The organism is Streptomyces luteosporeus (genome assembly GCF_039532865.1).
Classification (GTDB): Bacteria; Actinomycetota; Actinomycetes; order Streptomycetales; family Streptomycetaceae; genus Streptomyces; species Streptomyces luteosporeus.
The window spans coordinates 74,903-92,370 of record NZ_BAAASL010000012.1 but is presented as its reverse complement, the minus strand read 5'-3'; the positions used below and the strand labels follow the sequence as shown (position 1 = coordinate 92,370).

At 73.3% G+C, this 17,468-nt stretch carries 9 protein-coding genes; 4 read left to right on the top strand and 5 right to left on the bottom strand.

Annotation, left to right across the window (positions count from 1 at the left end; genetic code table 11):
* The first annotated feature begins 90 nt into the window (after nt 1-90).
* From ABD361_RS17540 to ABD361_RS17530, 3 genes are read left to right on the top strand one after another with little or no spacing between them, the layout of a single operon-like run.
* Complete coding sequence (locus tag ABD361_RS17540) at nt 91-1,362, top strand: cobalamin biosynthesis protein CobG (RefSeq protein WP_344436292.1); 1,272 nt, start codon at nt 91-93, stop codon at nt 1,360-1,362.
* Nucleotides 1,359-2,009 (top strand): precorrin-8X methylmutase, encoded by a 651-nt coding sequence (locus ABD361_RS17535; RefSeq protein WP_344436290.1) that lies wholly within the window; start codon nt 1,359-1,361, stop codon nt 2,007-2,009. Before ABD361_RS17540 ends, ABD361_RS17535 begins: the two co-directional genes overlap by 4 nt.
* Nucleotides 2,006-3,523, top strand: coding sequence for a precorrin-2 C(20)-methyltransferase (locus ABD361_RS17530; RefSeq protein ID WP_344436288.1), 1,518 nt, complete (start codon nt 2,006-2,008; stop codon nt 3,521-3,523). The genes ABD361_RS17535 and ABD361_RS17530 overlap by 4 nt, the downstream gene beginning before the upstream one ends.
* Before the next feature lie 159 nt (nt 3,524-3,682).
* On the opposite strand, the gene ABD361_RS17525 is transcribed toward ABD361_RS17530, so the two are convergent.
* From ABD361_RS17525 to ABD361_RS17505, 5 genes are read right to left on the bottom strand one after another with little or no spacing between them, the layout of a single operon-like run.
* Nucleotides 3,683-4,807 (bottom strand): hypothetical protein, encoded by a 1,125-nt coding sequence (locus ABD361_RS17525; RefSeq protein ID WP_344436287.1) that lies wholly within the window; start codon nt 4,805-4,807, stop codon nt 3,683-3,685.
* Nucleotides 4,804-5,730, bottom strand: a complete 927-nt coding sequence (locus tag ABD361_RS17520) for a hypothetical protein (protein WP_344436286.1) — start codon at nt 5,728-5,730, stop codon at nt 4,804-4,806. The genes ABD361_RS17525 and ABD361_RS17520 overlap by 4 nt, the downstream gene beginning before the upstream one ends.
* 26 nt (nt 5,731-5,756) lie before the next feature.
* Nucleotides 5,757-9,314 carry a hypothetical protein gene (locus ABD361_RS17515; protein ID WP_344436285.1) on the bottom strand — a complete coding sequence of 1,186 codons (3,558 nt, stop codon included), beginning with the start codon at nt 9,312-9,314 and terminating at the stop codon, nt 5,757-5,759.
* Nucleotides 9,307-11,670: a hypothetical protein gene (locus tag ABD361_RS17510; protein ID WP_344436284.1), complete on the bottom strand. Its 2,364-nt coding sequence runs from the start codon at nt 11,668-11,670 to the stop codon at nt 9,307-9,309. Before ABD361_RS17510 ends, ABD361_RS17515 begins: the two co-directional genes overlap by 8 nt.
* A complete protein-coding gene (locus tag ABD361_RS17505; RefSeq protein WP_344436444.1) occupies nt 11,667-16,370 on the bottom strand; it encodes a DUF6603 domain-containing protein in 4,704 nt (1,567 codons plus the stop codon). Before ABD361_RS17505 ends, ABD361_RS17510 begins: the two co-directional genes overlap by 4 nt.
* A gap of 328 nt (nt 16,371-16,698) precedes the next feature.
* On the opposite strand from ABD361_RS17505, the gene ABD361_RS17500 reads away from it, so the two are divergent.
* A complete protein-coding gene (locus ABD361_RS17500) occupies nt 16,699-17,439 on the top strand; it encodes a hypothetical protein (RefSeq protein ID WP_344436283.1) in 741 nt (246 codons plus the stop codon).
* Nucleotides 17,440-17,468 lie beyond the last annotated feature (29 nt).

Here is a 17,468-nt window from a genome sequence, read left to right as displayed (position 1 = left end):
GAGGGGGCCGCAGGCCCCACTCGGAAACGGTGAACGGGCGGGGTTGGGGCCAGGCCCGCCGCAGGCGGTGCCGGTCGGTATGCTCGCCGCATGCCCGCCCGACCCGACCGTGACCGCGACGACGCCTGTCCCGGTGCGCTGCGCCTGCACGTCGCGGACGACGGCGCGCTGGCGCGCGTCCGGCTGCCGGGCGGGCTGCTGACGGCGCACCAGGCCGCCGCGCTGGCGGACGCCGCCGAGGCGCTGGGGGACGGCCACCTCGACCTCACCTCCCGCGGCAACGTCCAGGTGCGCGGCCTCGCGGAGACCTGCGGCGCCGACCTGGCCGCCCGGCTGCGCGCCGCGGGCCTGCTGCCCTCCGACCGTCACGACCGCATCCGCAACATCGCCGCCTCCCCTCTCGGCGACGGCCGCGTACAGCAGTGGGTCCGGGAACTGGACCACCTCCTGTGCTCGGGCGAACCGGACCTCTCCGGCCTCTCCGGCCGTTTCCTCTTCGGTCTGGACGACGGGCGCGGCGACATCGTCGCCCTCTCCCCCGATGTGACGTTGATCGCAAGCGCCGACGGCGCCCTGCTCTGCCACGGCCCCGCCGGACCCGGTCTCCACATCGCCGACCGGGACGCCCCGCGGGCCGCGGCCCTCGCGGCCGCCGGGTTCCTCGCCGCGCAGCGCGCGAGCGGTACGCGCGCCTGGCGGCTGCGCGAGCTGCCGGCCGAACACCGGCCCGCACCCGGCGACTTGGCCCGGCGTCTGGACGCCGCCGGCATCCCGTCCCGGCCCGTCACCGTCGCCGTCGCCCCCGCTCCCCCGCCCGGGCCGGGCGTGCTCCCCGGCCCCGGCGGCCGGCCGGCCCTGTCGGTGGCCGCCCCGCTGGGCCGGCTGACCACCGCCCAGTGGCGGTCGCTGGCCGGCATCGCCGACCGGTACGGCGACGGCGGGCTGCGTGTGACACCCTGGCGCGGCGTCATCGTCCCGGGCCTCGCGCCGGGGGCGGATCCGCAGCCGCCGGCCGCCCTGGCGCAGGAGGCCGGGCTGGTCACGTCCGCGGCGTCCGCCTGGCACGGTGCGGGGGCCTGCGCGGGCCGCCCGGGCTGTGCGAAGGCGCTCGCCGACGTGCGCGCCGACGCGGCCGCCGCGCTCGCGTCCGTACGCCCTGGTGGCCCGGGGGTGTTGCCGGTGTACTGGTCCGGGTGCGAACGGCGCTGCGGGCACCCCGGTGGCCGCTGGGTCGACGTGCTGGCGACGGGCGAGGGGTCCTACCGGGTCACCGTGCGCGACGGCCTGCGGGAGGCACCGTCGGTGACGGTGACGGCGGCAGAACTGGCCGGCGCGGTGGCGGCGGCCCGTACCACGACATGAACGAGGGCAACGAGGGCACAGTGTTCGACTACGACAAGGACGGCGCGTCCATCTACCGCCAGTCCTTCGCCACCATCCGTGCCGAGGCGGACCTCGGCGGACTGCCGACGGACGTCGCCCGGGTCGCGGTCCGCATGATCCACGCCTGCGGGATGACCGATCTCGTCCGCGACCTCTCCTACTCCCCGCAGGTGGTGGCGAAGGCGCGCGAGGCGCTGTGCGCCGGTGCACCGATCCTGTGCGACGCCAACATGGTCGCCTCCGGCGTCACCCGCAAGCGGCTCCCGGCGGACAACGAGGTGCTGTGCACCCTGACCGACCCGGCCGTGCCCGGTCTCGCCGCCCGCATGGGCACCACGCGCAGTGCGGCCGCGCTGGAGCTGTGGCGCGAGAAGCTCGGCGGCGCGGTGGTGGCCGTCGGCAACGCGCCGACGGCCCTGTTCCGGCTGCTGGAGATGGTGGCCGAGGGCGCGCCGCGCCCGGCGGCGGTGCTGGGCATTCCGGTCGGCTTCATCGGCGCGGCGGAGTCCAAGGACGCCCTGGCCGCGAACGAACTGGGGCTGGAGTACCTGGTGGTGCGGGGGCGGCGCGGCGGCAGCGCCATGGCCGCGGCCGCGATCAATGCGATAGCGAGCGAGGAAGAGTGAGCGAGAAGCCCAGCACGACCGGCCGGCTCTACGGGGTGGGGCTCGGCCCGGGCGACCCCTCGCTGATGACCCTGCGGGCCGTCGAATGCATCACCGAGGCGGACGTGGTGGCGTACCACAGCGCCCGGCACGGTCGCAGCATCGCCCGCTCCATCGCCGAACGCCACCTGCGCCCCGGCCACATCGAGGAGCCGCTGGTCTACCCGGTGACGACCGGGACCACCGACCACCCCGGCGGCTACCGGGGCGCGATGGAGGAGTTCTACGAGGAGGCCGCGGCCCGGCTGGCCGCCCACCTCGACGCCGGGCGCACCGTGGCCGTCCTCGCCGAGGGCGACCCGATGTTCTACAGCTCGTACATGCACATGCACAAGCGCCTCGCCGACCGCTACCCGACCGAGGTGGTGCCCGGCGTCACCTCCGTCAGCGCGGCGGCGGCCCGCCTGGGCGAGCCGCTGGTGGAGGGCGAGGAGGTGCTGACGATCCTGCCGGGCACGCTGCCCGAGGAGGAACTGACGGCACGCCTGGCCGCCACCGACTCGGCCGTGGTGATGAAGCTCGGCCGCACCTTCCCGACCGTGCGCGGCGCGCTGGAGCGCTCCGGCCGGCTGGCGGAGGCCCGGTACGTGGAGCGGGCCACGATGCCCGGCGAGCGCACCGGCCACCTGGCCGACGTCGACCCGCAGTCGGTGCCGTACTTCTCGGTGGCGGTGCTGCCGAGCCGCGTGGACGCGCCCCCCGTCGCGGACGGCGGCGAGGTGGGCGAGGTGGTCGTCGTCGGCCTCGGCCCGGCGGGCCCCCTGTGGCTCACCCCGGAGGCACGCGGCGCACTGGCGGCCGCGCAGGACATCGTCGGCTACAGCACGTACGTGGACCGGGTGCCGGTGCGCCCGGGGCAGCAGCGCCACGCCTCCGACAACAAGGTCGAGTCCGAGCGCGCCGAGTTCGCCCTCGACCTCGCCCGGCAGGGCCGGCGGGTGGCCGTGGTCTCCTCCGGCGACCCGGGCGTCTTCGCGATGGCGACGGCCGTCCTGGAGGTGGCCTGCGAGGGCCCCTACCGTGACGTGCCCGTCCGCGTCGTCCCCGGCATGACCGCGGCCCACGCCGCGGCCTCCCGCGCCGGCGCCCCGCTCGGCCACGACTACGCGGTCGTCTCCCTCTCCGACCGCCTCAAGCCGTGGGAGGTCATCGCCCAGCGCCTGCACGCCGCGGCCGCCGCGGACCTGGTGCTGGCGCTGTACAACCCCGGCTCGCGCAGCCGCGTGTGGCAGGTGGGCAAGGCCCGCGACCTGCTCCTGGAACACCGCTCACCCGACACCCCGGTGGTCATGGCCCGCGACGTGGGCGGCCCGACGGAACGCGTCCGCATCGTCTCCCTCGGAGAGCTCGACCCGGCGCAGGTCGACATGCGCACGCTCCTGATCGTGGGCTCGACGCAGACGCGGCGGGTACGGCGCGGTGCGGACGGCACGGAGGAGATCGTCTGGACGCCGCGGCGGTACCCGGAGGGGTAGGCGGGGCCCCGGTTCGAAGTGTCCACCTCCGGCGACGTTCGGCACCGACCCGTCAGTTCCCGGGGCCGGGCAGCCTGCCCCGCTCGGGGCCGTGCGGGAGGGCTGACGTGCACGAGGCCGGGGCCCGTCGTCGAGAACGACGGGCCCCGGCCTCGTGGTTCATGCGGGGAACGTGTGGTTGCCCCACGCGATGGTGACGCGTGCGTCACCGGAGTGGTCCGCGCTCGCGGACATCAGTGTGGCTTTGGCAGCATCGAAGTAGCTGTCGCCGCCCTGGCCGCCCTGTCCACCCTGGCCGCCGGCGCCACCGCCGCCGCCTCCTCCGCCACCACCGCCGGCATAGGACCAGCCGAACCCCGTGCCCGACTCTCCGCCGCCTCCGCCACCACCGCCGTAACCGGCCGTACCCGAACCGCCATCGGTCGCGCGGGCCTCACCACTCCCGTTCGCACCGCCCGTGCCTCCACGGCCACCGGAACCGCCGTCACCGCCCGTGCCGCCGTAGCCACCACGGTTGGTGTCGCCGTCCGACGTCTTGGGTGCCCCTCCCGAGCCGCCCGACTGCCCCGAGCCGCTGCCACCGCTGTGCTCTCCACTGCCGCCGGAGCCGGCACCGCCAGGGGTTCCCGCGTGGCCACCATCACCGCCGCTGCCCGCACTCTGGCCGAAGTAGCCCCAGCCCTTGCCGCCGCCTCCGCCCTTGCCGCCGCCGGAGCCCTGACCGCCCGAGGAACCGGAGGCGCCTGCCGCTGTCCCGCCATCAGGCTGCACCAGGCCGGCGTCACCCCCGGCGCCGCCCGACCCTCCGCCGCCCCCGGAGCCTCCGGATCCCCCGCTCGACCGCTCCGCACCGCTGCCGTTGCCCGCGCCACCCGTGCCGCCGTCGGCACCGCCGCTGCCGCTGCCACCGGCCTCACCCGCGTCTCCCCCGCTGCCCGCCCCCACGATCAGGGCGCCCCCGTAGGAAACCTTCGCCGCCGCACCCGAAGCGCCGTCGCGGGCGATCCGGACGGTGAGCCGGTCGCCCGGGTTCACGTAGAGAAGCGCCGCGATGTCGGCGCCCTTGCCGCCGCTCGCGCCGCCGGCGTCCCGGCCCGAGGCACCCTGCACGTGCAGGTCGAGGATGGTGACGTCGTCCGGGACGACGAAGGACTGGTCCTCGTCGCTGCCCGTGTACGTGAAGTCCTGGCTGCCCGCAGGGTTGATGATCTTGTAGTGACCGCCGGTGGTGCCGATGTCTCCCGAGGCGGTGATGCGCCCCTTGACCACGAACCGTCCCGTCATGCCAGTTCCCCTCGCAGCGGGGTTCCCTTGGGGTCGAGGAAGTGCTTCCGCGTCGTGATGTCCTCGGTGGCCTCGACGGTGCCGGTGACGTCCGCGTCGCCCTCGACCGTCAGCGTGCCCTTCACCGTGGCCGCACCGGTCACCGTCAGCCCGGTGAGCTGCGGGTCCGGCACCGTCACCGTCGTCGTCAGGCAGTGCGTGGCCTGGTTGACGACGTACGTCAGGTAGAAGGTGGTGTCACGGGTGACCGTGCCCTTCCACTCCAGGTCACGGATGGTGTCCTTCTGCTGGTCGGCCGGCTTCGCGCCCGAGCCGTACGAGATCGTGTAGTCGAGCGTCGTCGGGCCGCGCCATGTGAGGTGGACGTCGCCGCCCGACGCCGCCTCCGGCTTGTCCGCACGGAAGTCGTTGACGATCTGGACGGGGATCTCCGGCGCCGGGAACTTCGTGAGCGCGCACGTCGTGTAGCCCGGGCTCACCGGCCAGTCGCCCAGCTTCGTCGTCGCCGTCTCGCGGATCTCGATCCGCGCCGTGCCCGGCTCCTTGCTGATGTGCAGGTTCTTGAGGGTGATGGTGATGCCGGAGCGGTCCACCGCCGCATTCTCGTCCTGGTGCGTGGCGCGGAAGTGCTCGTAGTCGCCCTTCGGCAGGGCGATGTCCGCGCCTTCCTGGAGCTGCTCCACGGTCCAGCCGGTGGCGCTGCCCTCGCCGTCCTTGTCGCCGTCCACCAGGCTCTGGGCGAGGTCGCCGTGCGGGAGGGAGAAGACGATCTCGCGGCAGTAGACGGATTCGGCGCCGCCGTTGGAGACGACGATGTGCAGCGTCGTGGGCGGGGCGCCTTCGGTCGCCGCGTACAGCGGGAACGGCTCGGTGATGACGGCGTAGTCCAGCAGCGGCTGGCCGAGGGGGGCCGGGTCGGTCACGGGCGGGGTTCCTTTCGGGGAAGAGGTCACTGGGCGGCACCGCCGTCGAAGGGGTTGGTCAGGCGCAGGAAGCCGGTGCGGACGACCGGGCCGTCCTCGTCCAGGCGGGCGTGCTGGTCGGCCTGGACGATCGGCCGGTGCTCCCAGTGGGCGGTGGTCTCCGTGTCGGGGAGGTCCAGTTCCGCCCAGTCCCACGTGCCCTGCGGGGACGCGGGGAACGGCAGGGCCAGCGGCTCGGGCGTGTGTGCGGTGGCCGGCAGCTTGCGGGTCGTGGTCAGCACCGGGCTCAGCCGCAGGGCCGGCTTCAGCGCCGCCATCGCGTTGCGCGTGAAGCGCGTCGGCAGGCGCAGGTCGGTGACGGGCAGCAGATCGGTCGTGGCGTGGACGGCGGCCCGGGGGTCGAGCAGCAGCGTCAGGTGGGTGTGCTCCTTGGAATCGGCCGCCAGGCGCGGCCAGTTCGCCTCGCCGATCTCGCTCACGTAACCGGTCGGCGTCCGGGTGTCCGGCGTGGCCACGGCGTGGAACGCCGAGTAGTCGGTCCCGGTGAAGTAGCCGATCAGGCCGTCGCCCTGCTGACCGGCGTTGCCGAGCCGGACCGGCCACCGGTAGGCCACGTGCGCGATCTGCTCGGGTACGTCCTGCCCGGTCCTCCCGGTCCGGTCCCACTCCAGCGGGGTACGCCAGTCGAGCGCGTACTGCCAGCCCGGGTCGGCGACCGGCGGCCCGTCCAGTTCGAAGCCGAGGCGGGCGCGAACGAGGGCGAGCGGCCGGCCGAGGAGCGCGCCGAGCACCTCGTCGCCGTACGGGTTGCCCGGGTCGATGCCGGTCAGCGCCCGGTCGACGGTGGAGAGCAGGTCGGCGAACGCGCCGGGGCCCTGGGCGACGAGCTCCCGCAGGAACGCGTACAACTGGGGCCGCACGGTGGCCAGGTCGTCGAGGGTCCGGACGGAGGAGTCCGGCAGCGCGTCCCAGCCGAGGACGGTGGTGACCCCGTCGGGCGAGGACGCGTCGGCGCGCAGCTTCAGCCGCAGCTCGCCCAGCGGGGTGCCGTCGGGCGCGTAGCAGAGCAGCGAGCGGTCCACGTAGCCGGGGATGATCCAGGCGCACACCGGGGTGGTGCCGGCCTCCAGCTCGACGAGCTTGTCGTCCTGCCGTTCGTCGACGAAGTCGAAGCGCAGCCGGGCGGGCTGGAGGAGGCGCGGCGGCAGCTGGACGAAGCGGTCCTTGAGCTCCGCCTCCGCGCGCTTCTCGCCGGGCAGCAGGCTGTCGCCCACGACGGGGTGGAGGTAGTCGGCGTCGCCGGGCAGCAGGACGTCCAGGCTCTGGCCGAACTCGTCGACGATGCTCAGCGCCGCCATGGCGAACTGCCCGGCGCGGATCCGGGAGAACCCGGACGGCAGCCAGCCCTCGAACGGCACCGGAAGGGGGCCCCTGTGCGCGAGGTGGTCACGGGCGTCGCCGACGAGGTCGCCGATCGCGCCGGGCGGGCTGAGGTTGGGGGCCTTGTCGCGGCCGGCGAACCGGTCGGTGAGGCCGTCCAGCTTCTGCGAGAGCAGGTCCAGGCCCTGGGCCTCCCCGGCGTCGGCGCCGTGGCGGTCGAGGCCGGCGCCGAGGGTCTGCTGGAGCAGGGGGACGAGGAAGCGCCGCCCGGTCACGTCGAGGGGGTGGTTCGTGTCGGCGTCGCCGCTGCCCCACTGGTAGCGGGTGCCGTCGAACGTCCAGTTCCCGTAGGGGACGTTCCAGTGCCTGACCTGCCACTGGTACAGCAGCGGCTTCCACGGCTGCCGCCACTGCGGCAGCGCGTTTTTCCCGAGCTGGTCGAGGAACTCGCCCAGAAGCGCTGCCACGACGGGCGGCAGCCCGTCCGCCTTGAGGCCGGCGAAGGCGTCGGGCAGCTTGCCGCCCACGGGGACGCCGCCCGTGATCTGCCCGGGCAGCCGGACCGGGAGCCCGTCCTTGCCGCCCGAGCCACCCGACAGCGCCGCGTGCGCCGCCGCGTGTCCCTTCGTCCCGGCCAGTACCACCGACGGGTCCGTCACCTGCCAGAACGGAGGCAGGGCCTCCCGGCGCAGCTCACAGCCGCCGGGCCGGCCGGCCGCGTACGTGGTGACGGCGCGCTCGGCCTCCGCCAGCTCCGCCTTCCGCCTGGCCACCTCGGCGGCGAGCCCCTGCGGGTTGGCCGGGTCGATCTCCGCACGCAGCTGCTCACGCGTGTACTGGCGCGGGATGAGGGGCAGTCCGTGGGTGTACCACAGCGCGTACAAGCGCTGCTGGAGGTAGGCGAGTTCGCGCGCCTTCTTGTCGTGGTCGGCCTGGAGAGCGTTGAGCCCCGCCAGCCACTGCTCCTGCTCGGGGGCCACCCCGGACCAGGTGACGGACTTCGGGTCGCCGGAGGCGTTGCCCTGGCCGCCGGTGTCGGCGAGCCGCCAGACGTAGCCGCCGGGCACCTGGGTGAACCAGCCCTTGTGGAGCTCCTGCGCGGTACGGATCCTGCCGTCCGGGCCGTCCAGGGTGTCGGTGAGGCCGCTGCTCAGCGCGTGCAGCAGGGCGTGGTCGGTGTGCTCAAGGGCGTTGCCGGATCCTTCGGGCAGGGCGGCGTGGGCCAGGGCCGTCAAGGCCGTGTGGGCTTCGTCCGCGCTGCTGCCGACCGCGATCGTGACAGCGCTCTTGTCCGGGCGGTCCGACGCGGGGGCATCGCCGTCCCGCTTCCAGGCCACGCCGGCGACCCGGCCGCAGTAGGTCGTGCTGCCGGGCTTCCAGCCGTCGGGCAGGCCGCCGTCCACCGTCCAGCCGAGCCCGGCCAGCACGCCCGCCGCCGTCGCGTCCGGCGCGGCGAGCAGGCGGCGCAGCTCCTCCTGGGCGGGGTCCGAGTACCAGCCGACGACCTGGTAGTCGACTGCGTCGGCCTGGTCGATGCCGGTGAGCGGGTCGTGCAGGGAGAAGACGTTCTGGTGGTACGGCTGGTAGGCGCTGAAGGTCATCAGGCCCGGGCCGACCGCCGTCAGGAACAGCTCCTTGCGCGACGCGTCGGAGCCGGCCGGCTCGCTCCACGCCTTGCCGTGCGGCCCCGGACCGATGTCGATGGCCTGGCCGGCCTTCGTCGTGATGATCGTGGAGCGGAAGGGCGTGACCGAGGGATCCTGGACGCCCGCCTTGAACGGGTGCACGAAGGGGGACGTGCCGTTCTCCGGGTGCAGGAAGTCGCTCTCCACCACCCAGGCCGCCAGCTGCTGCGGCTGGTCCTTGACGTACCGGACCACCAGCCAGCGGTTGGGCACGAGCGGGAACTCGGTGCGCCCGCCCGGGGTACGGGCCGCGCCCCTGCGCAGCGCCTCGGGCAGCTCCCAGCGCACGTACACGCCGTCGTACTGCTTGTACGCGCTGTCGTCCTCGCCCTCCTGCGTGGCGTTCCACGGCACTTCGTTGGTGAAGGGGTCCGGCTCGGGGGTGCGGTTGTGGCGCAGCAGGTTGAAGTTGGGCTGCCAGCGGCGGAAGCCCTGGCCGTCCCGCTGGCGGAGCGTCTGGTTGACCACCAGGGCGTCCACGGTCACCGGGACGATGAGCGTGTCGTCTCGGTCAGCCATTGCGGTGGTCTCCTGTCGTGACGGGTGCGGTGGTGAAGGTGCGGCGCTGGGCGGCGTTGATCATCTGGATGGCGAACCGGGCGGGGCTGAGGGGCGGTTGCAGCTGGAGCGCGCCGGCGAGCCCGTGGGCGAGCTTGCCGATACGGAGCACGGTGTCGGGTTTCCCGTCCCCCGGCTCGCGTACGTAGTCGCGCAGTCCGGGCTGCTGCGGGAAGAACTTGCCCGGCAGTTCCTGCCCGATGGGCCCGGTCGCCTCGTCGACCGACCGTAGCCGGATGATGCCGTCGTCCAGGGGCGCGGCGGCACGGCCGTCGTCCGGTTCGTCGATGCCGAAGTGGACGCCCTGCTGGGGCTCGGCGATCTCGACCCGGCCCGGTACGCCCTCGAAGAGGACGAGCAGCACGTCCTCGGCGAGCGCCTCCCGGCGCAGGACGCGCAGCGGGGTCTCGCCGTCGGTCGCGTGGGGGTTCGCGTACGGGCGGACCTCCAGTGCCGGCCAGCCGCTGACCAGCTTGGACCGCAGCAGCAGGCCCGTGACGGGGGCGGTGGGCTCCGGCAGCGCGCCCTGGGGGCCGAAGAGCAGGTCGTCGCCGGTGAAGTCGAAGCGGTGGGCGAGGCCGGCGCTCAGGGCGCCCTCGACCAGGGTGGTCGTCCAGTCGGCGTCCACGTGGAAGAAGCGCAGGCTCTCGGCCGGGAGCATGCGGGCGTCGGGGACGAGGTGGGCGAAGGGGACACCCGTGAGGTTCCGCAGCCGCAGCAGCCAGTCGCGTACGGCGGTGAAGTCCTCGTCCGGGCCTTCGGGCCTGCCGCTGCCGCCGGTGATGTCGCCGACGCCCTTGTCCAGCCGGTCGCGCAGGTCGGCGTCCGTGCGCAGCCGCTCGACGGTGATGTCGGCGAGGGCGGGCAGGGCGGTCGCGTCGGCCGCCGGGGTGACCGCAGGCCGGGCCGCGTTCGCGGCGGCGGAGGCGAGGACGGGCTGCCGGTGGAGCTCACGGAGGTGGCCGGCGAGGCCGCCCGCGGCCAGGTGCTCGATCCGGGCGCGGGCGGCGACGGCCGGTGCGGGGTTCAGGGCCCGCTCGGCCGCCGTGCGCACCTTGCCGCGCAGCCGCAGCAGGGCCGCGGCGAACTGGTGGTCGGCGAGGGCGACGCCCCGGCCCGCCGTGAAGGCGGTGGCGAGGGAGACGTCGAAGACGCCGTACTCCTCCAGGTGGATCAGGGCCTCGGCCGCGCACCGGCGCCGGTCCTGTGCGGCCTGTTCCTTGACGGGCTCCGCGACGAACGGCCCCCGGTACCAGCCGAAGGTGGCGCGCCCCGACTCGGTACGGCAGGAGACGGGCAGGTATCCGTCGCGCAGCCGGTCGGCGACCGCCTGCTGTTCGGGGCCGGACAGCGGCAGGTCGCCCACGGGGACGCGCAGCAGCAGCTCGTTGCCGTCCTTGCCCTCGGTGTCGACGAAGTGCTCGGTGAGGGCGGCGAAGCCGGGGGCGTGGTCGGTGAGGGTCTCGAAGGACCAGGACCACAGGGAGATCAGCCGCAGCCTCTCGTCCGGGCCGGTGTACGCCTCCTCGCCCTCCTTCCCGCTGGGCAGGCGGTCCAGCCAGCCCTCCAGGGACACGAGGTGGGCGATGTAGCGTCCGCCGTCGGGGCTGGGCAGCCGGTTGCCGGTGACGACGGCGTAGTCGCCGATCCGGATGGTGTCCTCGGTGAGGGTGACGCCCTGGTGCTGTGTGTTGACGTGCCGGACGTGGGTGAGGAGCGGCAGTTCGTCCTGGGCGGGTGCGACGGCGTGGAAGACGGCGCGGGGCACGAGGACGGTGCGGCACACGCGCTGCAGCTCGTCGTCCGCGATCGGCTCGGCCTTGGTGTCGAAGGCGGGCAGGACGACGCCGTCCTCGTGGCCGGTGAGCTGGGCGACGGTGCGCTGGTCGTCCTGGCTCGGGCCCAGGCAGTGCGGGTCGTCGGGCAGTTCGCCCTCGCCGAAGACCAGGAGGGCGAGCCAGGGCAGACGCTTCCCGTCGCCGTCCGTGTGCTCCTCCCGCTCCCAGGGGAGCGTGGGCCGGTCGAGCGTGATGTGCGGCAGCACGTCGTCGTACAGGCCGGTGGCGCCGGGCGGCGGGTAGGCGCCGTGCACCCACTCGGGCTCCACGGCGAACCGGGGCGCCCGCACGTCGATGTGCCGGGTCACCGGCTTCTCGGCCGTCGGCAGGTAGCCGTCCGGGCCGTTGGTCAGGGTCTGGTACGCCGTGAGGGTGTACGTGCCCGCCGTGATCTGCGGGACGAGCGAGTCGCGGAACTCGACGTTCAGCGAGGGGTCGGGGTCGGGTCCGGGGTCGGAGAGGTGCTCGGGCCGGCTCACGCCGCACCGCCTTCCTGGGTTCGTGAGTTGTCGGCGGCCGGGAGGGTGACGGCCAGCGCCAGCGGGTCGTCGGGGAGCGTGACCGTGTCGGGCAGCAGGACGGGCGGGGTGGCGGCCACGTCGACGACCCGGAGCGTCCGGTCCTTCGCCAGGGCGACGTAGAGCCGGTCACCGGCGGTCGACACGGCGAGCGCGATCGGCTGCGGGCCGACCCAGAGGGGCTCGCCCGCCTCCACGGGCTTGTCGGCCGAGGCGCCCGAGGTGTCGAAGACGGAGACCGTGCCGGCGGTGGCGCTCGCCACGTAGAGCCGGGTGCCGTCCGGGGAGGCGACCAGGGCGCTGGGGTCGGTGCCGGTGCGCAGGGTCGTGACCACGGTGTCGGCGGCCTCCTCGCCGGTGGCGTCGACGTCGACGACCGTGACGGTGGACCTGCCGGCGTTGAGAGCGTAGAGCCAGCGGCCCTTGGGGTCGACGGCCAGGCGGGTCGGGGCGGGACCGGCGTACGGCCATGCCTGCCCGGTGGGGTTGGCCAGGCTGGAGACGTCGACCTTCACGACCCTGTCCTCGGCGGGCAGGGCGATGTACACGTGCTGATGTTGCTCGTCCCACGGGAGGGCCGGAGCCACGTCCGCGGGGATCGCCTGCCGCCAGTCCCGCGTCATCACGCCGTACTCGTGAACCCTCTTCGCCGTTTCTCCGCTCAGGTCGAGGATCACCATCTGGTTCGGCTGCGGGTAGGTGACGTAGGCCCACTTGCCGTCGGGCGAGTACGCCGCTCCGCGCGCGTTCTGCGCCAGAGCGAAGGAACTCGCGTCCAAGGCAACCGCCTTGCCGGGCTGATCGGCCGAGGTGTCGAAGACATCGATGTGCTCCGAGCCGCCGACCGCGTACAGCCGGCTGCCGTCCGGGCTGACGGCCAGGTGCGTGGGGTCCTCATGCTGAAGGGCGAGGGGCGCGTACGCGGTCAGGCCCTGGGCGTCGACCGGGGTCACCGTCTGGCCGGCGCCCAGCACGTACAGCCGCTCGCTGACGGTCGGCTCGCCCGGGACCGTACCGGCGATCGGCGCCGTGACGTCGCCCGCCACCAGGGTGTCGTCGGCGACCAGCCTGCCGTTGGTGCCCGGGCTGACGCCCAGGTCGCCCATCGCGGCGAACAGCCGGTCGCGGGACTGGTCGATCAGCGTCCCGGACATCGCGCCGGTGGCGGCGCCCAGACGCGGCGAGATGCGGGCCATTTCCGCGATCGGCTCGACGGCCGCCTCGGCCGCGACGGTCTGCCGGACCGCCGCCGGCGCGTGCAACGGAAGCGTCCCGTCCGGCCTGCGGTCGTCGTGCGCCAGCACGCCCGCCTTGATCGGACCCGGTGTGTCGCCCTCGGCGGGCGGCGGCAGCCGCAGGTCGACGCCCATGAGCTGGTCGTCCACCCACTGCGGGCCGTCGGCCTTGAGGTCGCCGTCGTATGCGCCCCACAGGGCGGCGGGCAGGCTCGCCCGGTTCTCTGCGGCCCGTCCGGCGTACCAGGTGCCGAGGACGGGCTGGTCGGTGCCGGTGTCCTTGGTCAGGGTGACGGTGAGGACCGAGTCGAGACCCTTGCCGTCGTCGCGCCGGGGACGGATGTCGACCTTGTGGCCGGTGACGGTCGTGGCGTCCTGGCCCGTACCGAGCCGCAGCTCGGAGACGGGCACGGCCGTGCGGACCGCGAAGGAGAACGCGCCGGGGCCCACGACCCACAGCTCCTTGCCCTGCGCGTCCTTGGCGCGCGCGGGCGACAGACCGGCGGTCGGCATCAGCCGCACCGCGTCCTGCGCGGCGGGCAGTTGCCCCAGCACCTCCGGCCAGGTGGCCGCGCGGCCGTCCTGGGCGCTGCCGTCGCCGAAGGCGATGGTGAAGGAGATGAACCACAGGTGGACGGTGACCTCACCGGCCGTCGGCGGCCCCCACAGCCGCAGCGATGCGCCGACCTCCACGCTGATCGTCTCGCGCACCAGCCATAGGTCGAGGGTGTAGCTGACGCCGATGCTCACCTCGATGCCGACGTCGAAGTGGAACGGGGCCCACTCGATGAGCATGTTGGCGCCGGCCTTCAGCCAGGCGTGGAGGTCGCCGGAGCGGAAGTTCACGTCCAGCGCGCCACCGGCCATGACGGCGCCCGGGGTGAGGGCGAAGTACGAGCCGCCGCTGATCGTCAGCTCGGAGGTGACGGGCCAGTTGAAGCCCAGCCTCGGCACCGTCGGGTAGTGGGCGGGGACGGGGAAGTCCGGGTGGTAGCCGCCGAGCGTGAGGACGAAGTCGCCCGCGTGGGCGTCGTCGAACCATGTGTACAGCGCGAAGCCGCCGGTCAGGACGCACGCCTCGTCGATGAGGAACGAGCCCGGCGCGAGCTGCGCGGCTATCTTCAGGGTGGGTTCGCTCTGGCGGTACTTGGCGGAGATGCCGAGCCGGGCCCGCGCGTACGCCTTCACGCCGACGTCCTTGGGGAAGCGCGCGTCCGCCGTGCCCAGGACGGCGACGGCGAAGTCGTCGCCGACCTCCAGGACGAGCAGGGCCTGCCCCTGCAGGAACTCGAAGACCTTGAAGCCCAGTCCGGCCACGAACCACAGCTGTCCCGGCCGGGGCCGCACCCAGGCGTCGTCGCCGCTGCCCATGAGCGTGGCGAGGACGTCCATGGGGTCGGCGTCCGCGGACGGCTGCTCTTTGGGGTCCATGTCCTTGAGGAACGGGAAGTGGAGGGCCTCGTCGCCCTCGGGGAGCCGCAGATCGGTGTTGAAGCCGAATCCAGCCATGATCTCGGTGACCTGGACGGGCGGCGGGCCACCGAACTCCCCGGTCACCTTGCCGAACAGGAACATGGACGGCTCGCCGTCCTTCTTGTCCCGCGCGTACGCGCCGAGGGCGGTGATGCCGAACTTCTCGGCGGACAGCGCCAGCACGCCCTCGACCAGCGGGTCATAGCGCTCGTCGCTCTTGTACACCAGCCCGCCCGCAATCGCGAGGGGCGGGCGGGAGTAGGCGACGCTGATGCCGTCGAGCCGGAAGCTCAGACCGCCGTCCTTGAGGGATACTCCCACGCCGAGCCCCTGGACGCCGAGTTCGAGGCCGGCCATGCCGAGGGACGCGTCGAAGAGCACCCAGACGGTGTCGCCCGCGAGGCCGGCGCCGATCCGGCGCAGGCGCAGGGGACCGACGGAGCGCTGGACGTCGGCCCAGGCGACGAGGGGCAGGCTGCCGGAGGCCGAGGCCGCCGCTGCCAGGACAGGGCTGCCGTCCTCGCGGATCAGCCGGGGCGACTGGGGCTCCTGCGGCGAGGGGGGCGTCTTGCCGCCCGTGCCGCCGCGCACGACGAGCGAGGTGGTCTCGGAACGTCCGGGCAGCTGGAGGTCGACGAGGAAGGCCAGGCCCTCGACCAGCCCATCGGCCGGCAGGACCGGCAGCGTGGAGTCGGTCGTGGACAGCACCTTGTTGAGCTCGCCGATCCGCTCGGCGGTCAGGTTCCGGGAGGCGATGAGCACCCCCAGGCCGCGCAGTCCGGCGTCCTGCCCGTCGGGTATCTGCCCGTGCAGCAGCGGTACCTGCGAGAGCATGGCCTCCAGCGTCAACCCGACGCGGACGACCCATACCCTCTGCTCCTTGGGCTCCGGCTGGTCCGACACGAAGACGAGCGAGTCGCCACCGCTCCCGCCCTGGCCGCCTGCGGCGGCGAGCACGAGGGCCTTACGGGCGGCGGAGTAACCGAAGACGAGCTTGCTGACGCTCCCGAGCCGGGCCAGGACGTCGGCGGCCGCAGCGTCCTGCACGCCCAGCAGTGCGGCCAGGTCGGCGAGGGTGACACCCTCGGTGTCCTGGCAGGTGGCGGAGAAGTCCGCGTGCTGCGCGTCCTCGACGGTGAAGGTCAGGACGCGGGGGTCGGTGTCCTGGGGGGCGGGCAGGGTCAGCGAGAGATGGGCGGCGTACTCCTGCTCGTAGCCGGCCTCGCCCTCGCCCGTCCGCTTGGTCAGGGTCGCCTGGACGCCGAAGTCCGCGGTGACGTCCCCCAGCGGCACGGCGGCGTCGACCTCGACCCGGAACCCGGGGGTCGCGCCCCGGTCGTAGCCCAGCGCGAGGCGTTCGAGCTCGATGCCCTTGAGCACGGGCGGCGGCGTGACGCCGAACAGGCCGAAGAACGCCTCGGCGATGTCGAGCCGTTTTCCTTCCTCGGGCTCGATGACGAAGTCGTAACTCGTGCGGTCGGCTTCGAAATCGACCGAGCAGGTGAGGGTGAGGGCGTCGCCGTCCGGTAATGCGACGTCCGCCTGGGCGGAGAGCTTGCGGACGGCGGCGCCGTCGAACATACGGATCTCGTAGACCAGCACGAGATCGCGCAGACCGAGGTCGGCCAGCGCCCCGAGAAGGGGGTTTCCGCTCAGCGGCAGGGCGATCTGGACGCCGATGACGTCGTCGCCGCCGGCGGGTTCCTCGTTCTCGGCGAAGAACCACAGCGATACCGTCGGGCCGTCCTGGGAAAACGTTCCGCTGAGCCGCAGGTTCGCGGGGTCCGTTTCCGTGACCGTGAGCTCGGCGCCTACGGTCAGCCACTTGGCGAGCGCGTCGGGATTGACCGCGTTCTTGAGGTCGCCCAACGCACCGGGAAGGCCGTCCGGAAGGGCCACCTCCGATTTCGGGGAAAGACTGGTGAGCCATTCCTTGAGCTCGTCGACGGTCATCGCCACAACGCATTCCCTCCCGACCGTTCTGGCCGCGCTGGGCACGGGCCGTCATGGGTGTCGAAACACAAAATCAGGCGGGACGGTAACAGCTCCGCGATCATGGCCGGAGGCGATCCGGCCAGACCCCCGTCGGGCGATTTGTCATGATGTACCGCTCTTCAGTGCCGAACCCCGCAGAAATCCGGCCATACTTTGTCGCTTCCCATGGCCATGACAGTCTCGAAACCGCTCCTGCGGCGGCCCGTCCGAAAACTGCCGTCACCTGCATGCGCACGCGTACTGTGCCCCCCCTGCCGGACCAGTCGACCACTCCAGGACGAGGCGCATGCCCGACACGAAGACCAAGAGGCCCAAGGCCCCGGACCTCAAGAGCAACCTCCTGCACGGCGGCAGCCGGATGGACACCTGCCCGCGCTGCGGGCAATGGCGTGGCAGAAAAGGGAAGAACAGCCACGGAATCCCGGAGGTGACCGAGAGCCCGGCGCTTCGGACGGCGCTGGGGCGGATCCTGTTCGAGGTCCGGGCGGACACATCCACCCGGAAGAAGAAAAAGAACGGGAAGGAGGTGGACACCACTCTGCAGCAGGAAGCATTCATGATCGGGGTACTGGAGGCCAAAATACGCGGCCACGAGTACCACTTCGTCGCTTCCAGCGGAGTCGAGGCCACGCCCTGGGTCCAGCAGAAGCACCTCAAGAGCCTGGACCGCCCGAAAATCTGGACCGTCACCGACAAGCTGGTTCCCAGCTCCCGCAAGGGCTGGAAGAACCTCCGGTGGGGAAGTTTCGACCTGCCGAGCAGCATACGGAGGGTCACCAGTCCGTGTGCCGCCATGAAACTCCTGCTCGTCCTGGCGGACAACGTCGCCGGTTCGCAGCCATGGGGGCCCGTGGAATATGTGCGGATCGCCGAGGAGTACTACGTGGGCCCCGATCACGTTCCCGAGAGCGACGACAATCCGACCTGGCGCGGCGAGGGCGCGGCCTGCTCCTGGACGGCCCACTCCTGCGGCCCCTGCGAGGCACGCATCCCCTATCTGATCTGCGACCGCCCGGCTGAGGACTGAACCGCCGGCACCCCCGCTCCGATGCCGCG